The sequence below is a fragment of the Trichococcus sp. TS_SC_9 genome, from assembly GCF_056156325.1.
In genome coordinates this window covers 2056094-2075636 of record NZ_CM149591.1, presented here as the reverse complement: position 1 = coordinate 2075636, position 19543 = coordinate 2056094, and the positions used below count along the sequence as shown (strand labels likewise).

Below are 19543 nucleotides of genomic sequence, written 5' to 3'. Positions count from 1 at the left end.
CGTCCTCCTATTCTTCATCCAAATGGATATCTAGACCTAATTCGTCGCGGATGCCGCGGTAGCCTTCCGCTTCCAGACGTTTCGCCAAGCTGGCGTCGCCGGATTTCACGATGCGGCCGTCCATCATGACATGGACGAATGTAGGGTGTACATAATTCAAGAGACGTTGGTAATGGGTGATGATTAGGACGCCGAAGTCGGGACCTGCCATCAGGTTCACGCCTTTGGAAACGACTTTCAAAGCATCGATATCCAAACCGGAGTCGATTTCGTCAAGGATCGCGAATTTCGGTTCGATCATCATCAACTGCAGGATTTCGTTGCGTTTCTTTTCTCCGCCTGAGAAGCCTTCGTTCAAATAGCGTTCAGCCATTTCTTCCGGCATGTTCAGGATTTCCATTTTTTCGTCCAACTTCTTGATGAAGTTCATGACCGAAATTTTGTCGTCTTCCGGACGGCGGGCATTGATGGCCGCACGCATGAATTCAGCGTTTGTGATGCCGGCGATTTCGCTCGGATATTGCATCGCCAGGAACAGGCCTGCGCGTGCGCGTTCGTCGACTTCCATTTCCGTCACATCTTTGCCGTCCAACAGAACTTGGCCTTGTGTGATCGTGTAGCTCGGATGACCCATGATTGCTTGTGACAAAGTCGATTTACCTGTACCGTTCGGCCCCATGATGGCGTGGATCTCACCTGTGTTCATCACCAGGTTGACACCCTTCAAAATTTGTTTATCCTCAATGGAGACATGCAGATCTATTATTTCTAAAGTAGACATAAATTAACTCCTCACAATCTATATATTTTAATCGAAACTTCATAATTAACACTACGACTATTTTAACCCAATTGAAAACCTTTCGCAATGGAATCATTATGAAAACCCCATTAATCAACGATAATTTTTTTCAATTTATAATCATTATAAACTATCGGCCGGTTTTGTCCACTTATAAGAACGATTCTTTCCCATATTCTCAATTATGATGTAAAATGGTAAAAATCAGCCAATAACGAAAGGAAGACAACATATATGAGACCATTGATCGGCATAACCGGCAACCAATTACTGGAGGCTGTCCCTGCTTTCTCAGGGATTTCCGTCGCCTACACACCTATCGGATTCGTGAAAGGGATCCAGGCCGCAGGCGGCAATCCGCTGATCATTCCGATCGGCGCCCCCGAAACGGCAGCGGACTACGTCGCCAAAATCGACGGGCTGTTATTGACGGGCGGACAGGATGTTTCCCCTAACTTTTACGGCGAAGAACCGAGCCTGCATATCGGCGCGACCTTCCCATTGCGTGACGACTTCGAAATGGCGCTTGTGGAGGAAGCACTGAAACAGAAGAAACCGATCCTGGCCATCTGCCGCGGCTTGCAGATTTTGAACGTCCAGATGGGCGGCAGCCTGTATCAGGATCTTCCCCATGAATATCCGGAAATGCGCATCCAGCACCAACAGAAGACCGACTTCAAATATGCGACCCACTCCGTCGTCGTGACGGAAGGCAGCCACCTCCACGGACTCGTCGGCGATAAGCTGTCCGTGAATTCCTTCCACCACCAAGCCTTGAAAGTCGTCGCCAAAGGCTTGCAGCCTGTCGGATACAGCCCCGACGGTCTTGTTGAAGCCGTCGAAGCGACGGATCCGGAACAAAGCATCCTCGCCATCCAATGGCACCCGGAGACAATGATACCGGAAGCCAAGAACATGCGTCTGTTCTTTGAGGATTTGGTGGCGCGGTCTTCGCGCTAGAATGGTTTCGGATTTCGGGTTTCGGGCCTCAGCTCCGGCGGGGAACCCTTCGCCGGAGTTGAGTATGGAAAGGTTTCGCGTCCTCCGGTGAGGCAACCCTCCCCGGAGGACGAACAGGGTACTCAATCTGTCCTCCTGCCAAGATTCCCTCGCAGGAGGACAAGTAAATCCGGGGCTGGCTCCTCCGGCCAACCCGGCGTTCGCCGGAGCACAAACAAAAATCAAAAAGGCAAGCACTCGGACACGACGATGTCCGGATGCTTGCCATTTTGTCTTTTCACATTCTTTTACAGTCCGGATTCGTTCTGCAAAGCTTCGAAAGCTTCATCCGCGACATCCGTCAGCTCGACGATCCAGTTCACTGTTGCATCGGTGCTGTTCAGGTTCTCCGGATTGTTTTCCAGCGCTTCGTTCACCGCTGTGATCGTGCCCGCCAACGGAGAAGCCAAGTCGGTCATCGCTTTGGCGGCTTCGACGCCGATCAGCGTGTCTGTCGTTTTGATCACTCCCGTTTCCGGCAGGTCGATGAAGCTGACTTCGCCCAGGTCATCCTGGCCTTTTTCGGACAGACCAATGATGTACTTGCCCGCTTCCTTTTTGATCCAGAAGCCGTTCTCGCTGTATTTCACTGTGTTTTCAGTCATGTTGTTTTCCTCCTTCACTTATTTCCAGGTCGTGGTTAATTTCTCTTCGTCGTGGCCGACCGTGATCTGCGTGCCGTCTGTGACGAATGGTCGGCGGATCAGCATGCCGTCCGATTCGAGCAGGTCCAGTGCTTCTTCAAGGTCCATGCTGTCGAGTTTGTCCTTCAGTTGCATTTCCTTGTACAGGTTGCCGCTCGTGTTGAAGATGCGGCGCAGCGTCAGATTGCCCGATGCGATCGCTTGGCGGATGCTTTCCCGGTCCGGGCGCTCTTCGCGGATGTCCTTCAATTCGTAGGCGATGCCCTCTTCGTCGAACCAAGCGCGCGTCTTTTTGCAGGTCGAGCATTGGGGATGTTGGTAGATGGTGATCAATGCAATTGCCTCCTTGAGTTAGGGTCAGATTCCGAAATGTTCGTCCTCTTCCGAGAACATATAGCTGCGGTAATGGTAACGCATCGACATGACCAGCCCAATCCCCAGCATATTGCCAAGGAGCGCCGAGCCCCCTTGCGAGATGAACGGCAATGGGATACCGGTGATAGGCAACAACCCGATCGTCATGCCAATATTTTCCAATACGTGGAACAGGATCATCATGATGACGCCCGTCGCCATGTAGGCATAAAATTCATTTTTCGTATCGAAACAGATGCGGATCATCTGATAAATCAGCAGGAAGTAGATGAAAATGAGAAAACATCCGCCGATGAAGCCGAAGTTCTCGCCGATCGTGGAGAAGATCATATCGGACACACGCACCGGCACGTAGACTTCGGAAACGCCGAGGCCTTTGCCGAACAGTTTGCCTGATCCGATCGCTTTCATGCTTTGAGCCAGTTGATAGGCATCCCCGGTGCTGTCCCCAAACGGGTCGAGCCAGGAATCAATCCGGGCGAATTGGTAATTCTGGAAGCCGAAATTCAGGAGCACGTCGCGGTTATAGACAACCAGGTAGATAAGCAGCGATCCAAGGGCCCCGATTGTCCCGAATACGGGCAGCAGAATTTTCCAGGATACGCCGGAAAGGAACGTCATTCCGATGATGATCGCCAGGAACACGAGTGTCGTGCCGAGGTCATTCTGCAGGATGACCAGCAGCAACGGCGGTGCCGACCACATGGCAATCTTCAGCAGCAAGTTCATGTCAGTCTTTTCGGTGCGGTCATCGATATGCATGTTGTGTTCGGTCATGACCCGCGCTAACATGATGATGAGGGCGACCTTCACGACTTCCGAAGGCTGGAAAGTGACGGAACCGAATCGGAACCAACTCTTCGCTCCTTGCAGCGCATAGGTGTTGCGGTCATAGAAAATGAGGACCAGGAACAGCAGTAGGACGCCGGCCCCGTATGCAATCGGCGCGACTTTCCAGAGTTGTTCGGAATCGAAGTGCATCACGATGGCCGCGGCGATGATGCCGATGCCGTACCAGACGAGCTGCATGATGGTCGTATCGATCCCGCCGTCCGTCTGCAGGACAGTAGTTGAATAAATCGTCAGGACACTGATGATGGCCAGAAGGAACACGGACAGGATAATGCCGTAATCGATCTTTGAAACATCCGCATTCTGCGTATTTTGTTGATTTCGCATGATTAAATCCTTTCTTTCAAAAACAATAGGCGTGCTATCTATTCATTATATAGAAACTTCGCCCAAAAAAAAAGGCGAGGAGGTTTAAAAAAACCTAAACCTCTCTGCCTCGTCATACCGGATTCAATCATATGTCTGCTTGTTTGTTCCCTTGGATGCGCAGTTTTTTGCGGATCAGGCGCCGTTTCAGCGATTGTTCGTTGACTGTCAGCGCCAATGCGTTCTTCGAATAACGGATTGCATAGCGGCTCTCTTCCTTCAGAACAATCGGCAACGGCCGAAAATAATGGTACAGCATCACATTGAGGAAGCCCCCCAGGATCAGCACCGTCCCCATCAGATACAGCCATAACAGCAACGTGATCACAACCCCAATTGCACTGTTTCCGATGGCTTGGCTCCCGGCGACTCCCACATAAAAAGAGAACAGTTGCGAAATCAACAGGAAGCCGATCGTTGCGAATGCCGCCCCCGGCACCGAAAACTTGAATGACCAACGCACATTCGGCACCACGAAATAAATGACCGTCATGATGACTGAGATGATCAGGAAGGCCCCAATCCAACGGACATTTTCGAAGGCGGTGATGAAGTCCAACTGGATGGATAAAAACTCTTCGAAGAAATCACGGATATACCTGCCGAACATGAACAGTACGGCGACAAGCGAAATCATGGCGACCAACAGGAATGCGATCACAAACGAAAAGATCCTGTGGACGATGATATTCTTGCGCATCTTCGTATTGTACACTTGATTCAAAACGTTCTGGAAGACATTGAATGCTTTCGAAGCCGTCCAGATCGACAACACCAGACCGAATGAAACCACCCCGCCACTGCCGCTGTTCAAGTATTCTTCCAGTATTGGTGTGATGGTGTTGCGAATTTCAAGCGGCAAGGCCATTTCCACGTATGCCAGCACCTGCTCCCGCGGTAACGGTAACAACGGAATGATGTTCCCCAGCAACAACAATGTCGGAAGCAGCGCCAACAGCACATAGTAGGCCATCTCAGCCGACTGCCGCCCGATCTCCATCCGGCCCCAATGCTGCTGGAACAAAACCATGATTTGGCGAATGTTTGGATTTTTGATGAATTTTCTTAATGCGTTCATTATTTTTTCCTCCCGCCAAACTCTATAGCTTAATCATAGCCAAAAGCGGCTGCGATTGCCACAGATAAGCATCGATTGTGCGATTTGTCCGGCTCCGGCGAAGGTGGTTTTCGCCGGAGCTAGTGAGATTGAAAAATGTCACCTCCGGCCGCGTCGGCTTCGCCGGAGGACGCCTGCCGGATACCGCCTCTCCTCCGGCCAGCATTCGCTCGCCGTAGTTGGTCGCTGGCGCGCATGCTGTACTCCGGGCAACGCACCTCTCACCGGAGCTGACGTACTCCTCCGCTCACACCCATCTCCAGCACTCACCAGCTCAAAAAAGCAGCCCTCCGCCAGCACATATGCTGAGGGAGAGCTGCTCTGCATTCAATTGAATTAGTCTACTTTCACGATCCAGCCTTCCGGAGCTTCTAAGTCGCCGAATTGGATGCCGGTCAGTTCTTCATACAATTTGCGCGTCACAGGTCCGACTTCTGTTTCGGAATTGAAAACATGGAAATTGTCGCCGTACTGGATGCCGCCGATCGGAGAGATGACTGCGGCAGTTCCGCAGGCGCCGGCTTCGCTGAACCCATCCAGCTTGTCGATGAAGACATCGCCTTCTTCGACTTCCATGCCCAAGTGGTGCTCAGCCAAATACAACAAGGAATATTTGGTTATGCTCGGCAGGATCGATGGTGATTTTGGAGTCACGAAACGGTTGTCCTTCGTGATGCCGAAGAAGTTTGCGGAGCCGACTTCTTCGATCTTCGTGTGCGTTGCTGGATCAAGATAGATGCAGTCGCTGAAATTGCGATCGTGTGCTTCTTTACCAGGCAGCAAGCTGCTTGCGTAGTTTCCGCCTACCTTCGCTGCACCTGTACCGTGCGGCGCGGCACGGTCATAGTCGGACACGATGAAGTTCGTCGGCGTTAAGCCGCCTTTGAAGTAAGGGCCAACCGGCATGACAAAGATGGAGAAGATGTATTCAGTCGCTGGGCTGACACCGATGTTGTCGCCGACACCCATCAAGTAGGGACGCAGATAGAGTGTGCTGCCGGTGTTGTAAGGCGGCACCCATTTTTCATTGGCTTTGACTACCGCTTTAGCGGCCTCAACAAATTTATCAATCGGAAACTCAGGCATCAATAAGCGTTGGCAGCTTTGGATCATCCGCTTGGCATTTTCTTCCGGACGGAACAGGTTGATGCTGCCGTCTTTTGTGCGGTACGCCTTCATCCCCTCGAAGCAGGATTGGCCGTAGTGCAGCACTGGAGAGCCTTCGCTGATGTGCACTTTATTGTCGGTCGTCATTTCGCCGTCGTCCCATTTCCCATCTTTCCAATAAGAAATGAAGCGATAATCCGTCTTGACGTAACTGAATCCTAGATTTTCCCAATCGATGTTCAACGCTTTTTGTTCTGCTGTCTGTGTCATTTCTGTCATCCAAACCACTCCATATCTATATTATTTATCAGATTTAACGATAAGAAAAGCTGAACGGGTTCGTTCAGTCCTGAAAGAAATTTAGGAAATCGTGCCGACTGAGCATCGTAGAGCGCAATAGGTACGATTTATCTAATTTCCGAAGGGCTTACCCGTGAAGCTAGCCAACCATTTTGATTGCATAAAACCTTTTGCAAACCTGTAAAACACCAAAGGTGATGCACTTTTGGATTCAAAATATTTTATACTTTTCAACTCTACAAAAAAAAGAATGAGCCTATGTGATTAGGCTCATTCTTTAATGAGAGCCCCATGAAACGGAAAGAGGACTCTACTTGTAGTAAGTAAGAATCCGGGCTAAATCACTTTTAGAATGACTAGGGCATCGAATGAGAACGACGCTTTCTTTTTGTTCAGTAACGTACACATTCCGCAAGTCGCATCCATCCTCATTCTCCCCCTTCTGTTTGTTAGATTATGATGTAATTCTATGCCTGTATCTAATGAATGTCAAATGCTTTTTTCATCGTTTTGTAATAAATAACTTTAGGACAAACGGAAAATCATTTCGGCAAGCGGTACGACGCCGGGAAAGCTTGCTGAATCAAAGCGATATCCTCTACATCCAAACGCACTTCTGCAGCCTCGAGGTTTTCAAGCACCTGCTTCCGGTTGCGTGCGCCGGGAATAACGGCATCGATGATGTCCTTGGACAGATAATAGGCCAGGACGATATTCTGCAGCCCGGTCTGGTGCTTCACGGCGAGTGGCCGAATCTGGTCCACGCGTTTCAGGATGTCTTTGTAGGTGTCGCCCCGGAACTGCGGACGCTGCTGTTGTTTCTCCGAAAGGATCGAATCTTCCGTGTACTTGCCGGCCAACAACCCTGACGCGAACGGGAAGTACGGGATGAAGGAAATGCCCCGCTCACGGAAATAAGGGAACAGCTTCTCTTCGGCCGACTGGTTCAGGAGGTTGTATTCATCCTGGACAACATCGATGTAGCCGTTGGCGTTGCCTTCCTTCAGCTGCTCCAGGTTGAAATTGGAAACGCCGATGGCACGGATCTTTCCTTGTTCCTTCAGTCGATGCAGCGCGCCGACAGCTTCGGCTTTGGGTGTCTTTTCATCCGGAAAATGGATGTAGTAAAGGTCGATATGATCAGTCTGCAGACGTCTCAGGCTGTTTTCGACCTGCTCCGTCAGGAAAGTTGGATTGTTGTTCAAGACGATGCCGGCTTCGGTCACCTCGTGCGCGCCTTTTGTGGCGATGACCACGTTATTGCGCAGGTTGTGTTCCTTCAGCGTTTTGCCGATGATGGTTTCGGAAGTGCCCTGCCCATAAAGGAACGCCGTGTCGATGAAGTTAAGTCCTTTGTTGATCGCGCTCAAAAGCACATCACCGCCGTATTCGGTGTTCGTTTCCGGATTGGCTGCGGCAATCTTGTTCGCCCCCAGCCCGATCGGATGGATCAGTAGGTCGGTTCTTCCCAATTTCACAAGTTCTGTCATCTCGTTTCCCCTTTCCTTGCCCGTTCATTTATTCATTTGTTTATTTTTTGCCAAGATGGACCCGTTTGGACCAGAAGCCGCCGTGGATGTATTTCGGATCGTATGAAACCATGAAAGCTTTCGGATCGATTTCCAATACTTTGTTCTGAAGATGGCGTTCGGCTTTGCGTGTGAGCAGGATTTCAAGTACAAGCCGCTCGCCGTCCCTCCCGTGGGCTCGGTAGCATGAGACTCCATAGCCAAAATCGCGCAGTAAGTTCGGCATTGGGCTGTTCACATCCTGCGTCATGACGGTGATCATTGTGTACCCAAGCGCGAGCAAATCCTCGATTTTGATGCCGATAGCGATGCCGGCCCCGTAACCGAGCGCATAGGCCGCCAGATTGAGTGGATTGTCCAGACTGTTCATGACCATCGACAGTCCCAAAACATAGATGACGATTTCCACCATGCTCAACAGTGGCGCCAAAATGCGGTAGCCTTTTATCGTCAACATGAACCGGATCGTGTTCATCGTCACATAGCTCAGACTGATCGCGAATATTTTCGCCAATAATCCCCAATCGAACATCGTCATCACCCTCTCCTTTTTTGATTCAAACCTATCCTCTTAGTATTGTGCAGGATGGCGGGTGTATTCCCCTGTTACGATATCCATTTCCAGCAATTCCCCGGTCGTTCCGTTGTAACGGTAAAAACCGACGGAGCTTGCTACATCAGTGCCGTTTTCGCGGACGTTGATTGTGACTTCATTGCCCTCGACCGATTCCACGATAAACAGGTACACATCGCTTTCGACATAGCCTGTCAATTGCGTGATTGTTTGTTTCGCCTCGGTGATCAGTGTTGCCTCATCGGTGGTCTGAGCAGTATCGGCGGTCGTTGCGGGATCCGCCGTGGTACTGTTTGCTGCGGATTGTGCTTGCACGCTCTCATCTGCTTCCAAACTGCTCGCTCTTGAAGCAGCTTGATCGCTTGCTTCGTTGGTCGTTTCTGTATCTGATTGTACTTGTGACGTGCTTGTCGCCGCCTCGGTGGCTGCTGTGTCTGTTGCCGGACTCTGGCACGCGACAAGAAGCCATGCTGTTGACCCTAAAAGCAATGCGGATAATCTTTTCTTATGCATAATTTCCCCTCTTTCATACAATATATGATTCCATTGTACCTTTTTTGAGGAGAAAATGCTTTTCCCATCCATCAACTTAATCGAACCTTTACAATTTTATTGGATGTGGCGCAATATTGCGGCAGCTGATCCAGTTTGCCCGCTTCGATCAAATTTGGCAAAAAGCGGCTGCGGGAGATGTGCAATACAAACTGGCCCCCAGCTCCGGCGAGGGTTCTTTTGCCGGAAGAGACCGGAAATAAAAGGGCGCTCCTCCGAGGAGTCTTCTGCTTGTCGGAGGTGAGCATCTGTATGCGGTCCTGTCCTCCGGCGAAACACCCCTCACCGGAGGACGGCAATCGTTATGTGCCTCGAAAGAAAAAAGCACCCTGGTGAGGGTGCTTTTTGGTTGTATATTTTGTGTTCGGTAACTTGACTGTTGGCTTTTAGCCCTTCAGCCCTTCCTTTTCCAGGATCAGGTCATAGCAAGCGATTCCCTGCAGCAGCACCTTCTCGTCGAAGTTGAAGCGGCTGCTGTGGAGCGGGTGCGTCCAACCCATGTCGGGACGGCCGGTCCCGAGCAGGATGAAGGCACCGCGGATGCTCTCTTGGTAGAAAGCGAAGTCCTCGGCCAACATCAATGGTTTGACGACTTCGTAGGCATCTGCCGGCAACGCGTCCATCAACGTGCCGATCATTTCCGCATCGTTCGTGACTTCTGGATAGAAATCGCGGATATCCAACGTGCAGATGACGCCGCTCATGCGCTCGATGCCTGCACAGATATCGGCAAGGCGCTCCTTGATGGATGCATAGACCGCCTTATCGTAGCTCCGGATCGTCCCGGTCATCTCGGCTTTTCCGGCCACGATATTGCGGGCTTCCCCGGCATGGAGCGTGCCGATGTTCACGACAGCTGGTTGCAAGGGATCAAGATCGCGGGCCAGAATGTTCTGGACCGAGAGCAGGATCTGTGCGGCGGCAATCAAGGCATCCTTGCCGAAGTGCGGCTGCCCGGCATGCGAGCTGACGCCCTCAAGCGTGATGTCGAATTCGCCGTTGCGCGCCATCAATGGTCCCTTTGCCAAGCCGAGAATGCCTTCAGGGAGACTCGGATACAGGTGGTAACCGTAGATTTTTTTGACCTGCAGCTCCTGAAGAATGCCGGAGTCCATGATCCATTTCGCGCCACCCGGGCCTTCTTCAGCCGGCTGGAAGACCAAAACGACGGACTTTTCCAAAATCGGCAGGGACTTCAGGTATTTTGCGAAACCCAACAATAAGGCCATGTGCCCATCGTGTCCGCACGCATGCATTTTGCCCGAATGAAGGGAAGCGAAATCCGCTCCTGTTTCCTCGGTTACTTCCAGGGCGTCCATGTCCGCACGGAAAGCGACAGCCTCTGGGAACTTGCCCTTCAGGACGGCTACCCAGCCCGTTTCGGCGGTGCTGATCGGTTCATAACCGAACGACACCAGCTTTTGGCGGACGTATTCCGAAGTCAACGGCAGATCGAAGCCAATCTCCGGAATCTGGTGGAGCTCCCTTCGGATCGTCTTCACCGTATCATATAATTCTGCAATTTGCATGCTGTTCACCTGGTCCCTCCGCGTTTAGTTATTAGTCTCTTAAGTCCGCCAACAATTTGGTTTTTTCGCTTGTCTGAGCGTCCTTCATCTTCACGATTTTAGCAGGGGATCCCGCAACAACCGCGTTAGCCGGTACGTCTTCCAATACGATTGCGCCTGCTGCGACAACAGCGCCTTCGCCGATGTGCACGCCTTCGATGATGACAGCGTTCGCGCCGACCAGAACACCGTCTTCGATGATGACTGGTGATTTCGATGGTGGCTCAAGGACGCCTGCAACCACTGCGCCTGCTCCGATGTGGCAATTTTTGCCGATTGTGCCGCGTGCGCCGACCACCGCGCCCATATCGATCATTGTGCCTTCGCCGATGATTGCGCCGATGTTGATGACCGCACCCATCATGATGACGGCACTCTTGCCGATTGTCACGTGATCACGGATGAATGAACCTGGCTCGATGCGCGCTTCAATTTTGGTAGTGTCCAACAACGGAATCGCAGAATTGCGTCTGTCGTATTCCATCACATGATCTTTGATCTTATCTTTGTTTTCTTCCAAGAAAGGATAGATCGCTGCAGCGTCGCCGAAGACTGTGTAGCTGTCTCCGTTTCCGAAGAATTTCAAGCCTTCGTAGGCAGGATTCTCGAAATCCCCTTTGATGTATAGTTTTATAGGTGTTTGCTTTTCGGCAGCTTTGATATATGCTGCGATTTCGTAAGCATCTGTCAATAATAGTTCGCTCATTTTGATGTTTCCTCCCGATCATTTTTTCTGTTCCAACATGCCCATTATAGCATGCTAGCCTGTGTTTGCCTTATGCGGCAGGCAGCCGTTTGTTGCTGAAATGCAAAAAAAATAGCGGTAAGCGAGTGCTTACGGCTACGGAGACCTGCATTCGCCCAACCAAGCTAAAGCGCAATCCATTGTCATCGGGCAACAACAATGGAACAGCCCCACATTTGTTCAACCTGGGTCCAGCATCTGCATGCTTCGGCGACCGTCCCTTTCCCTTGCGGTAATCTTGACCAGCCGCGACCTCTTTTTGCTTGGAGATTCATTTTATTTTTCTAATCGTACACTTATCCGCCAGAACTGTCAACCGCTCCGGGGCAGAAGCTGGATTCAACTTGGTCTCTAAGTGTTTTGGAGTTGCATGGCAAGGCGCGGGCTGGACTCCGGATCGGAAAGTGCTGGGCAGGATCGGCCACTCCTATGTGAAAACGCTCATCAAACTCGCGGATTTCTAATTTTCACCCAAGAGTACGCAACTTTGCATAGAAATACGTCTGCAATCGTGTTATGTTATTTTCATGATATTGGGCGTCAGCAATCGGCTGGCGCATGTTCGACTATACATTGATAAAGGATATTTCATCCGGAGGAGATAAATTATGAGCAGAGAAACGAACCGTTTTGTGAAGCAACTGAAGGGGTCGCCCATCCGCAACTTTGACGCGGCCATCAGCGACGTGAAGGATCTGATCCGTTTCACAATGGGGGAGCCAGATTTCGATACGCCGGATTTCATCAAGGCGGCGGCCGCAGAGGCTTTGAACCAGAATCAGACGCATTACGCCCCTTCCGCCGGTGTCCTTGAGACCCGCAAGGAAGTCGCGAAGTTCATGGAGCGGAAATACGGCCTGCATTACAACGCCGAGACCGACATCATCCTGACTGTCGGCGCAACGGAAGCGATCACTGCGTCGATGTTCGCGCTGATGAATCCGGGCGACAAAGTGATCATTCAATCGCCAGCCTTCCCGCAGTATGAATACGTTACGCATTTGGCTGGCGGCCAGAGCGTCAAAATCGACACATCCGAGACGGGTTTTCTGATCACACCAGAGGACCTGACGGCGGCGTTGGATGAGAATCCGGAAACGAAGATGGTCGTGCTTACCTATCCGAACAACCCGACCGGAGCCACTTACACGCAGGCGGAAGTCGAAGCCTTGGCCGATGTCGTCAGGAAATATGATGTGTTTGTCCTCAGCGATGAGATCTACAGCGAACTGACCTACGACGGCAGTCACACATCCATCGCCAAGTATATCCCTGAGCAATCGATCGTCATCAATGGCACTTCGAAAAGCTACGCAATGACAGGCTGGCGCGTCGGCTTTGTCGCTGCCCAAGCGGACCTGATCCGCGAAATTCTGAAATATCACCAAAGCTTGGTCACTTGCGGCTCTACCCCTGCACAAACGGCAGCCGGTGTTGCTTTCCGCGACGGTGATGAAGCGACTGCCACGATGAAAGCTGCCTACCTCAAACGCAGGGACATCCTGTTGGAAGGCTTGACGGCTGCCGGGCTGAAGATGAACAATCCGGACGGCGCTTTCTACCTGTTCCCGCGTATTCCGGAGCAGTACGGCGACGATGACTGGAACTTCTGCATCGACCTCGCGCGCAAAGCCGGCGTCGGCGTCATCCCTGGATCGGCTTTCGGCGAATCCGGAGTCGGCTATTTCCGCATGAGCTATGCCGCCAGCGACGAGAACGTCATCGAAGGCTGCCGACGGATCGTTGCATTTCTGGAAGATTTGAATGCAAAATAAGTGAATGAATGTTTAACCGCACAATCGGGCGATTGTGCGGTTTTTTCTGTTGGGTTTTGGTTGTTGATTGTTGGCCGGAGGAATGGCCCACATTTTTTGGGTTTGCTCCGGCGAGAGCCGGCTTCGCCGGAGGTCCGGCTGACATTCGGATTTCTCCTCCGGGGAGGGTGGGCTCGTCGGAGGTGGCGTCAAAATTTTGGATCGTCCTCCGGCCAACGCCTCCTTCTCCGGAGGAGCAGCCGCTCCGCCCATCCCCACAACAAAAAGAAGCGCCCGCCGACAACAATCCGGCGCGCACTTCTTTCATTTTATGTCGTTAAATTCTTACTCAGCAGCCATCGCTTCGGCTTCCATCTCGCGGATCGATTCCGCGACTTTCACCATCATCGAGCATTCCACGCGTTTGCGGAACAGGTCGCAACTGAATTCATAATTGCCTTTCAACGAACCTGTCGCATGCAGGGAGTTTGCAGGGCAGCCGCCGCTGCAGTACAATTTAGCCCAGCAATCCTGGCATTCCGGTTTGGAATAGCAGTTGACTTCCTTGAATTGGCCTTGCAGTTCCGGTTTGGTCACGCCATCCCAGATATTACCCAGGCTGAATTCTTCATCACCAACGAATTGGTGGCAAGGGAATATTTCGCCCCAAGGAGTGACAGCCATGTATTCCGTTCCTGATCCGCAGCCGGAGATGCGTTTCTGGATGCAAGGGCCTTCGGAAAGATCCAGCATGTAGTGGTAGAAAGTGAAGTCGTTGCCCTCTTCGCCGCGCTTCAGCATTTCCTCAGCCAAGATTTCATACTGTCTGTACAATGCCGGAAGATGTTCCTCCGTCAATGCGTAAGGTTCGGTTGGGTCGCAGATAACCGGTTCCATCGACAGTTTGTCGAATCCGAGATTAGCCACGTGGAAAATGTCGTTTGTGAAATCGACGTTATTGCCTGTGTAAGTGCCGCGGACGTAGTATTCCTTGTCGCCGCGCCCTTCCACAAATTTCTGGAATTTCGGCAAAATGTAGTCATAGCTGCCTTTTCCGTTAACAGTGCGGCGCAGCCGGTCATGGATTTCCTTACGTCCGTCCAAGCTCAAAACGACGTTGTACATTTCTTTGTTCAGGAATTCATTGATTTCGTCGTTCAAAAGCATCCCGTTTGTTGTGAAAGTGAAACGGAAAGTCTTGTTGGACTCCTCTTCCTTGCTGCGCGCGTATTCGACGATCTGTTTCACGACGCGCCAAGCCATCAACGGCTCGCCGCCGAAGAAATCGACGTCCAGATTGCGGTGGAAACCGGAATTCTCAAGCAGAAAATCGATTGCTTGCTTGCCGACTTCAAATTTCATGATCGCTCTGTCGCCATTGTACTTGCCTTGGCTGGCGAAGCAGTAATCGCAAGTCAGGTTGCAAGTGTGGGCAACGTTCAAGCAAAGAGCTTTCACGAATGTTTGGCGGTTTTTCAAATCGATGGAAAGGTCTTGGTACAAGTCTTCCGTGAACAATTCCCCGTTGGCCTTCAATTCTTCGACATCCGACAGCGTATCGCGGATCTCCATTTCGTTGATTTCAGGGTCGTTCGCATATTGTGCCAGCATCATCGTAACAATCTCTTCGACCGGCGTTGCTTCGTACAGCGCGATGATGTCGAAGGCAAGGTCGTCCACGACATGGACGGCACCGCTGTAGGTATCCATTACGATATTGTATCCGTTCAGTTTATATTGATGAATCATTTCGGTTTCAAACTCCTTTTTTGTCCATAAAATTGCCGCCCAACTGAAATCAGTCAGGCGGACTCTTTTTTACTTCGCTGCTTGTCTAGGGTTCACACAGCTTTGGTTAGCGATTCCGCAAGAAGTTTTGCATGCGGATTGGCAAGATGTTTGGCATGCTCCGCAGCCGCCGTGTTTGGCAGTATCCTTCAGGTTGCGGGTGCTTAATGTTACGATTCTTTTCATAACGACATCTCCTCTGAAATAGGTTAAGGAAGCATATTGCTTGACAGAAAAATGCTTCCTTTGTGAATTATTTTACCAACAAATTGTTAGTCCGTCAATCTACCGACCTATCAGCATAGTGACCGTTTTTATAAAAATCGTGATTCATCCAATAACTATCAAAATGTAAGTTAGTGAGCAAGGATTTCTTGCTTCATAATTCGGATATTTTTCGGAAGCCCATCCACATCGCTGTAGACCTTTGTCCCCTTTTCCAATAGCGAATGGATTTGGCGGATAAACCCGTCATTGATCCGTTCACCAGGCACCAGCAAAGGGATGCCTGGCGGATAAGCCCAGACGGATTCGGCCGCTGTTTGCCCTACAGCTTGATCCAACGGACACACAGCTTTTTCTGATTCCAAGGCCTGCCAGATTTCGCATTGCTTTTCGGGTAATGCGAAAATTAAAGTTACGTCATTCGAGGTGTGCTCGCTAGCCTCAGAGCCGAGCGTGCCGTCGATGGCCAACAGCGCATCAGCAAAAGCTGCCATAGCGGCATCTGTATCGCAGACGCTGGTCATCGCCAATGCATGATCGCCGTAAGCCATCTCCATTTCGATATGGTATTCGCTCCGCAACATTTCGGAAAGTTTCTGTCCGGTCAATCCAGTTCCTTGCGCCGCAATCAGGATTTTGCCTCGGTCGAAGTCGAAAAATGTTTTGTGAGCGTCAAGTCTGTCTTTTCCGTGGCACAGCACCTTGAGATGCTGGAGCTGTTCCATTTTTTCCGAGAAGTCGGTTAACCTTTGATTGTAGTTTTCGAATAGCTGCTCCCCTTCATCTCGCAGCAAACGGAAACAGCGGTCGATCGAAGCCATCAGCACATAGGACGGTGAGCTGCTTTCGAAGATGGCGAGTTGCCGGGCCATTTCTTCCGAGCTGATCAGATCACCATTCAGATGGGCCAATGACGTCATCGTCAACGAAGGCAAAGTCTTGTGCAGACTCTGGATCACGATGTCCGCGCCGAATGCGGTTGCACTGGTTGGAAAATGTTCCGAATAATTGAAATGTGAGCCGTGCGCCTCGTCGACCATCAACGGAATCCCTTGCGCATGACAGTTATCGGCAATCGCCGCGATGTCGCTGACTACCCCTTCGTACGTCGGCGAAGTCAAAACGACCAGCTGCGCATCCGGATGCTTTTTTAGCGTATCCGCGATGCTTGCCGGCGAGATGCCGCCGTGGATACCGAATGCTTCATCCATTTCTGGCATCAGATAGACGGCCTCCAATCCAAAAAGCTCGATCGCATGATACACGGATTTGTGGCAATTCCGTGCGATCGCAATCTTGCCGCCTCGCCTCGTCGCAGCGCGGATTCCCGCCAGTATGCCGCAGGTGCTGCCGTTCACGAGGTAGAATGAGCGCTTTGTGCCGTAGAAGTCTGTGATTTCTTCCATATATTCATTGAGGATACCGCTCGCGCCGTGCAGATTGTCGAATCCGTCTATCTCCGTGATGTCGATGTTGTAAGGCAGATCTGTGCCGAGCAGCGCAGTGTTCCGCTTATGCCCCGGCATGTGCATGGGGATGCTGTCGGACACCGCATGTGCTTTCAGTCTGTCCAACAAAGAAGGTTGCGTTGTATGTTTGTCCATATGTTTGTCCTTTTCTTGGTGATATATGTTTGCTTTCATTATAGCAGAGGGAGAAGGTCAAAAGATGAAAAAATTTGGATACGTTCCTTGGTGTAGGTTTTGGGACATCCGTGATTTAAATATGTGTCTTGCGGTTGGTGTCCAGACGTAAAAAAATGCCCCTCCTGACTTATTGTCGTTAGGAAAGGCATTATTCTACAATTATTTATTTCGATTGTTTTGTGCTTTCAACTAATTGAACAAAGGCATCCACAATCGATTGGAAAAATTTCGTATCCTTCTCTTCCTTTACGGATCCGTCTTCATTAAATATCGTATCGACATTTCCGATGTAAGCTTCGGGTTGCTGCAGCGGAACCATATTCAGAAATACAAGCACTTGTCTTAAGTGATGATTCGCACCAAAAGCACCTATCACTCCTGGAGAATTACTGATGACAGCAGCGGGCTTGCCATCCCACAAGTTAGCTTCATAAGGACGGGAACCAACATCCAAGGCATTCTTCAACACAGCCGGATAGGATCGGTTGTATTCCGGAGTTATTAGCACGAATGCATCACAGCTCTTGATTTCTTCACGGAACGGAGTATAGGCTTCAGGAAGCATTCCTTCCACTTCATCGAAATCCTGGTTGTACAATGGCAATTGGCCGATTTCAATGAAGGAAACCTCGTATCTGTCCGGGAATAATTTTGAAAATGCTGCAGCTACTTTTTTACTGTAAGCCTCTTTCCGCAAGCTACCAACTAAGAATCCGATCTTTTTCACCATAATAATCATCGCCTTTCTTATTTTGGAATCCTCTTACACTTTCACAATAGCCTGATAAATATTTTCCTCATACAATTTACTGATTTCAGTTGGAAGAGCCTTTTAACCCAGCTTGACGCGGAACAACCCACCCGCCAGTTCCTCTTCCGTTTCGCCGTCCTTCGCGGTCGTGATGTAGAGATACTCCAGATCCTTGCCGCCCAGACAGCAGGACGTCGCATTCTTCACCGGCATCAGGATTTCCTCAAGCTTTTTGCCGGTCTCCGGGTCCCATCTGCAGACTTTGCCGCCACCGTATTGCGCCACCCAGATCATACCTTCCGTGTCAACGCACATGCCGTCCGGATTGCTGCCGTCGGTGATCTCGACCACATATTTCTCGAAACTCGCTTCACCCGTTTTTGTGTCATAAGCATAACGGCCAACTTTTTTGGTCGGCGTGTCGATGAAATAGAGCGTCTTTCCATCCGGTGACCAGCCCATACCGTTGGCCAACGTGAGGCCATCCAAAACCGTGCGGACCGTCCCGTCCTTTTCGATGGCGTACAAAGCGGCTTCCCCTTCATAGGTATCATCATAGCCCATCGTCCCGACAAACAGACGGCCTTTCGGATCCAACTTCCCGTCGTTGTAACGCATCCGTTTGTCGTTGTGAGCCTCGGCCACCAGTTGCTTCTCCTTCGTCCGAGTATCGATCCGGAAAATACCGCTCCTTTCGGCTTCCAGAATCATCCCCTCCTGATCGAGCACTGCGCAACCGACCGGTCCATCGGTCAAGTAGGTCTGCACCTCACCTGTTTCCGGGTCGATGGCGTAGATCATGGTGTTTTCGATCGAAACGCAATAAAGCAAGCTGTTCTCCGCATCCCAGTGCGGCCCTTCCAACAATGTCGAACCCGCATAGAAAACCAGTTCCGGTTTCCGCATCTTGATTTGATTAGTTCTTTCTTCCATGTTCATACACCTCTATTTTGTGTGCCATTCGTAATTTCAGTATATAGCAACACAAAACGCATTCCAATTAATACGATTTTGCAGATGCTGTCTTTTTACAACTTTCTTATATTAACCCAATCGTCATTTGGTCGATGTGTATGATTCTTCGTCCAAACAGAAAGGATGTTATAATGTCTGTATAAATAAGGTCGAAAAGTCATTCCCAGAATTAGTCAGGAGGATTTCTATGAACACAAACAACATTGAAAAACAAAACAGCCACTTGGACTTGCAGAATCAAACGGTGCAGGATATTTTCGCGCTTTATCAGGATTATCCGGAAGTGCCTTACATTTCCAAAAAACGCGATAAGGTGGGTTGGCTGAACGCCGTCCGGATAGGTTCGGAACAGCTCGTACCCAAACGCAACATGATCCGTTTCGAGGAAGATATCCTGCCGGGGCATCTGATCCTGTTGTGGCGCATCCAATTCGGTACGTTCACGAACGAGAGCGGTTATCCGAAATATTTCGAATACAACTACGGCATCAATGGCCCTCAAGCGTTGGATAAGGTGATTGAAAAAGGCTATGCGGTGGAGCTCTCGGCAACCGATTCACTGGATCACTTGAACGCAGCCAGCCTGAAAGCCATTCTGAAATATTACGAAGTGGCTGGCTATTCCAAAATGAAGAAACCGGAGTTGATGGAGCTCGCGAAAGAGGAATTGAGCGAAGAACAACTGGCATCACAGTTCGCGCTGAGGGGATACCGCATCACTCCGGAAGGCGAAGCGATTCTTTCAAAATATCCGGAAGTCGTAGACCGCCATCCCAAGAAGAAATATTGATGGAACACAAAAAAGCATTCAGATTTTGAATTCTGGATGCTTTTTTGTATGCGTTGCTCCGCTGAGGAGTTGCTTCATCGGAGG

At 50.5% G+C, this 19543-nt stretch carries 19 protein-coding genes and 1 riboswitch; of the genes, 3 read left to right on the top strand and 16 right to left on the bottom strand.

Annotated elements, in window-relative coordinates:
* Positions 1-7: 7 nt before the first annotated feature.
* Entirely contained in the window at positions 8-781 is a 774-nt protein-coding gene (sufC, locus tag AC0J5I_RS10000) for a Fe-S cluster assembly ATPase SufC (protein WP_475299667.1), read from the bottom strand.
* 255 nt (positions 782-1036) lie between these two features.
* Between sufC and AC0J5I_RS09995 the strand changes: the two genes are divergently transcribed.
* Positions 1037-1762 (top strand): gamma-glutamyl-gamma-aminobutyrate hydrolase family protein, encoded by a 726-nt coding sequence (locus AC0J5I_RS09995; RefSeq protein ID WP_475299666.1) that lies wholly within the window; start codon positions 1037-1039, stop codon positions 1760-1762.
* Between the two features lie 287 nt (positions 1763-2049).
* Here the strand turns inward: AC0J5I_RS09995 and AC0J5I_RS09990 are convergent, their stop codons facing one another.
* The 10 genes from AC0J5I_RS09990 to dapD form a co-directional block, all read right to left on the bottom strand.
* Entirely contained in the window at positions 2050-2406 is a 357-nt protein-coding gene (locus AC0J5I_RS09990; protein ID WP_475299665.1) for a glycine cleavage system H family protein, read from the bottom strand.
* Positions 2407-2424: 18 nt separating this feature from the next.
* A complete protein-coding gene (locus AC0J5I_RS09985) occupies positions 2425-2778 on the bottom strand; it encodes an arsenate reductase family protein (RefSeq protein ID WP_319217612.1) in 354 nt (117 codons plus the stop codon).
* Between the two features lie 24 nt (positions 2779-2802).
* The gene (locus tag AC0J5I_RS09980) at positions 2803-3999 is read right to left on the bottom strand and encodes an FtsW/RodA/SpoVE family cell cycle protein (RefSeq protein ID WP_475299664.1); all 1197 of its coding nucleotides are present in this window, start codon (positions 3997-3999) and stop codon (positions 2803-2805) included.
* 127 nt (positions 4000-4126) lie between these two features.
* Positions 4127-5116, bottom strand: a complete 990-nt coding sequence (locus AC0J5I_RS09975; protein WP_475299663.1) for a YihY/virulence factor BrkB family protein — start codon at positions 5114-5116, stop codon at positions 4127-4129.
* 375 nt (positions 5117-5491) lie between these two features.
* Positions 5492-6532: a branched-chain amino acid aminotransferase gene (locus tag AC0J5I_RS09970; protein WP_475305672.1), complete on the bottom strand. Its 1041-nt coding sequence runs from the start codon at positions 6530-6532 to the stop codon at positions 5492-5494.
* Between the two features lie 572 nt (positions 6533-7104).
* Complete coding sequence (locus AC0J5I_RS09965) at positions 7105-8052, bottom strand: aldo/keto reductase (protein WP_475299662.1); 948 nt, start codon at positions 8050-8052, stop codon at positions 7105-7107.
* Between the two features lie 40 nt (positions 8053-8092).
* On the bottom strand, positions 8093-8623 hold the full coding sequence (locus tag AC0J5I_RS09960; RefSeq protein ID WP_475305667.1) for a DUF2179 domain-containing protein: 531 nt from the start codon (positions 8621-8623) through the stop codon (positions 8093-8095).
* Between the two features lie 39 nt (positions 8624-8662).
* Positions 8663-9178 (bottom strand): hypothetical protein, encoded by a 516-nt coding sequence (locus AC0J5I_RS09955; RefSeq protein ID WP_475299661.1) that lies wholly within the window; start codon positions 9176-9178, stop codon positions 8663-8665.
* 425 nt (positions 9179-9603) lie between these two features.
* Positions 9604-10746 carry a M20 metallopeptidase family protein gene (locus AC0J5I_RS09950; protein ID WP_475305663.1) on the bottom strand — a complete coding sequence of 381 codons (1143 nt, stop codon included), beginning with the start codon at positions 10744-10746 and terminating at the stop codon, positions 9604-9606.
* Between the two features lie 31 nt (positions 10747-10777).
* The gene (gene dapD, locus AC0J5I_RS09945) at positions 10778-11491 is read right to left on the bottom strand and encodes a 2,3,4,5-tetrahydropyridine-2,6-dicarboxylate N-acetyltransferase (RefSeq protein WP_475299660.1); all 714 of its coding nucleotides are present in this window, start codon (positions 11489-11491) and stop codon (positions 10778-10780) included.
* Between the two features lie 159 nt (positions 11492-11650).
* A riboswitch (Lysine riboswitch) is annotated at positions 11651-11796 on the bottom strand.
* 342 nt (positions 11797-12138) lie between these two features.
* Here dapD and AC0J5I_RS09940 point away from each other — a divergent pair.
* A complete protein-coding gene (locus AC0J5I_RS09940) occupies positions 12139-13305 on the top strand; it encodes an aminotransferase class I/II-fold pyridoxal phosphate-dependent enzyme (protein ID WP_475299659.1) in 1167 nt (388 codons plus the stop codon).
* Between the two features lie 324 nt (positions 13306-13629).
* Here AC0J5I_RS09940 and scfB read toward each other — a convergent pair whose 3' ends face one another.
* From scfB to AC0J5I_RS09915, 5 genes are all read right to left on the bottom strand, one after another.
* Positions 13630-15033 carry a thioether cross-link-forming SCIFF peptide maturase gene (gene scfB, locus AC0J5I_RS09935; RefSeq protein WP_475299658.1) on the bottom strand — a complete coding sequence of 468 codons (1404 nt, stop codon included), beginning with the start codon at positions 15031-15033 and terminating at the stop codon, positions 13630-13632.
* Positions 15034-15102: 69 nt separating this feature from the next.
* Positions 15103-15258, bottom strand: a complete 156-nt coding sequence (gene scfA / locus AC0J5I_RS09930) for a six-cysteine ranthipeptide SCIFF (protein ID WP_084253821.1) — start codon at positions 15256-15258, stop codon at positions 15103-15105.
* A gap of 170 nt (positions 15259-15428) precedes the next feature.
* Positions 15429-16901 carry an aminotransferase class I/II-fold pyridoxal phosphate-dependent enzyme gene (locus tag AC0J5I_RS09925; protein ID WP_475299657.1) on the bottom strand — a complete coding sequence of 491 codons (1473 nt, stop codon included), beginning with the start codon at positions 16899-16901 and terminating at the stop codon, positions 15429-15431.
* Positions 16902-17106: 205 nt separating this feature from the next.
* On the bottom strand, positions 17107-17673 hold the full coding sequence (locus AC0J5I_RS09920) for an NADPH-dependent FMN reductase (RefSeq protein WP_475299656.1): 567 nt from the start codon (positions 17671-17673) through the stop codon (positions 17107-17109).
* Between the two features lie 102 nt (positions 17674-17775).
* On the bottom strand, positions 17776-18627 hold the full coding sequence (locus AC0J5I_RS09915) for an SMP-30/gluconolactonase/LRE family protein (protein ID WP_475299655.1): 852 nt from the start codon (positions 18625-18627) through the stop codon (positions 17776-17778).
* 229 nt (positions 18628-18856) lie between these two features.
* Between AC0J5I_RS09915 and AC0J5I_RS09910 the strand changes: the two genes are divergently transcribed.
* Complete coding sequence (locus tag AC0J5I_RS09910) at positions 18857-19459, top strand: hypothetical protein (protein ID WP_475299654.1); 603 nt, start codon at positions 18857-18859, stop codon at positions 19457-19459.
* The last annotated feature ends 84 nt before the right edge of the window (positions 19460-19543 follow it).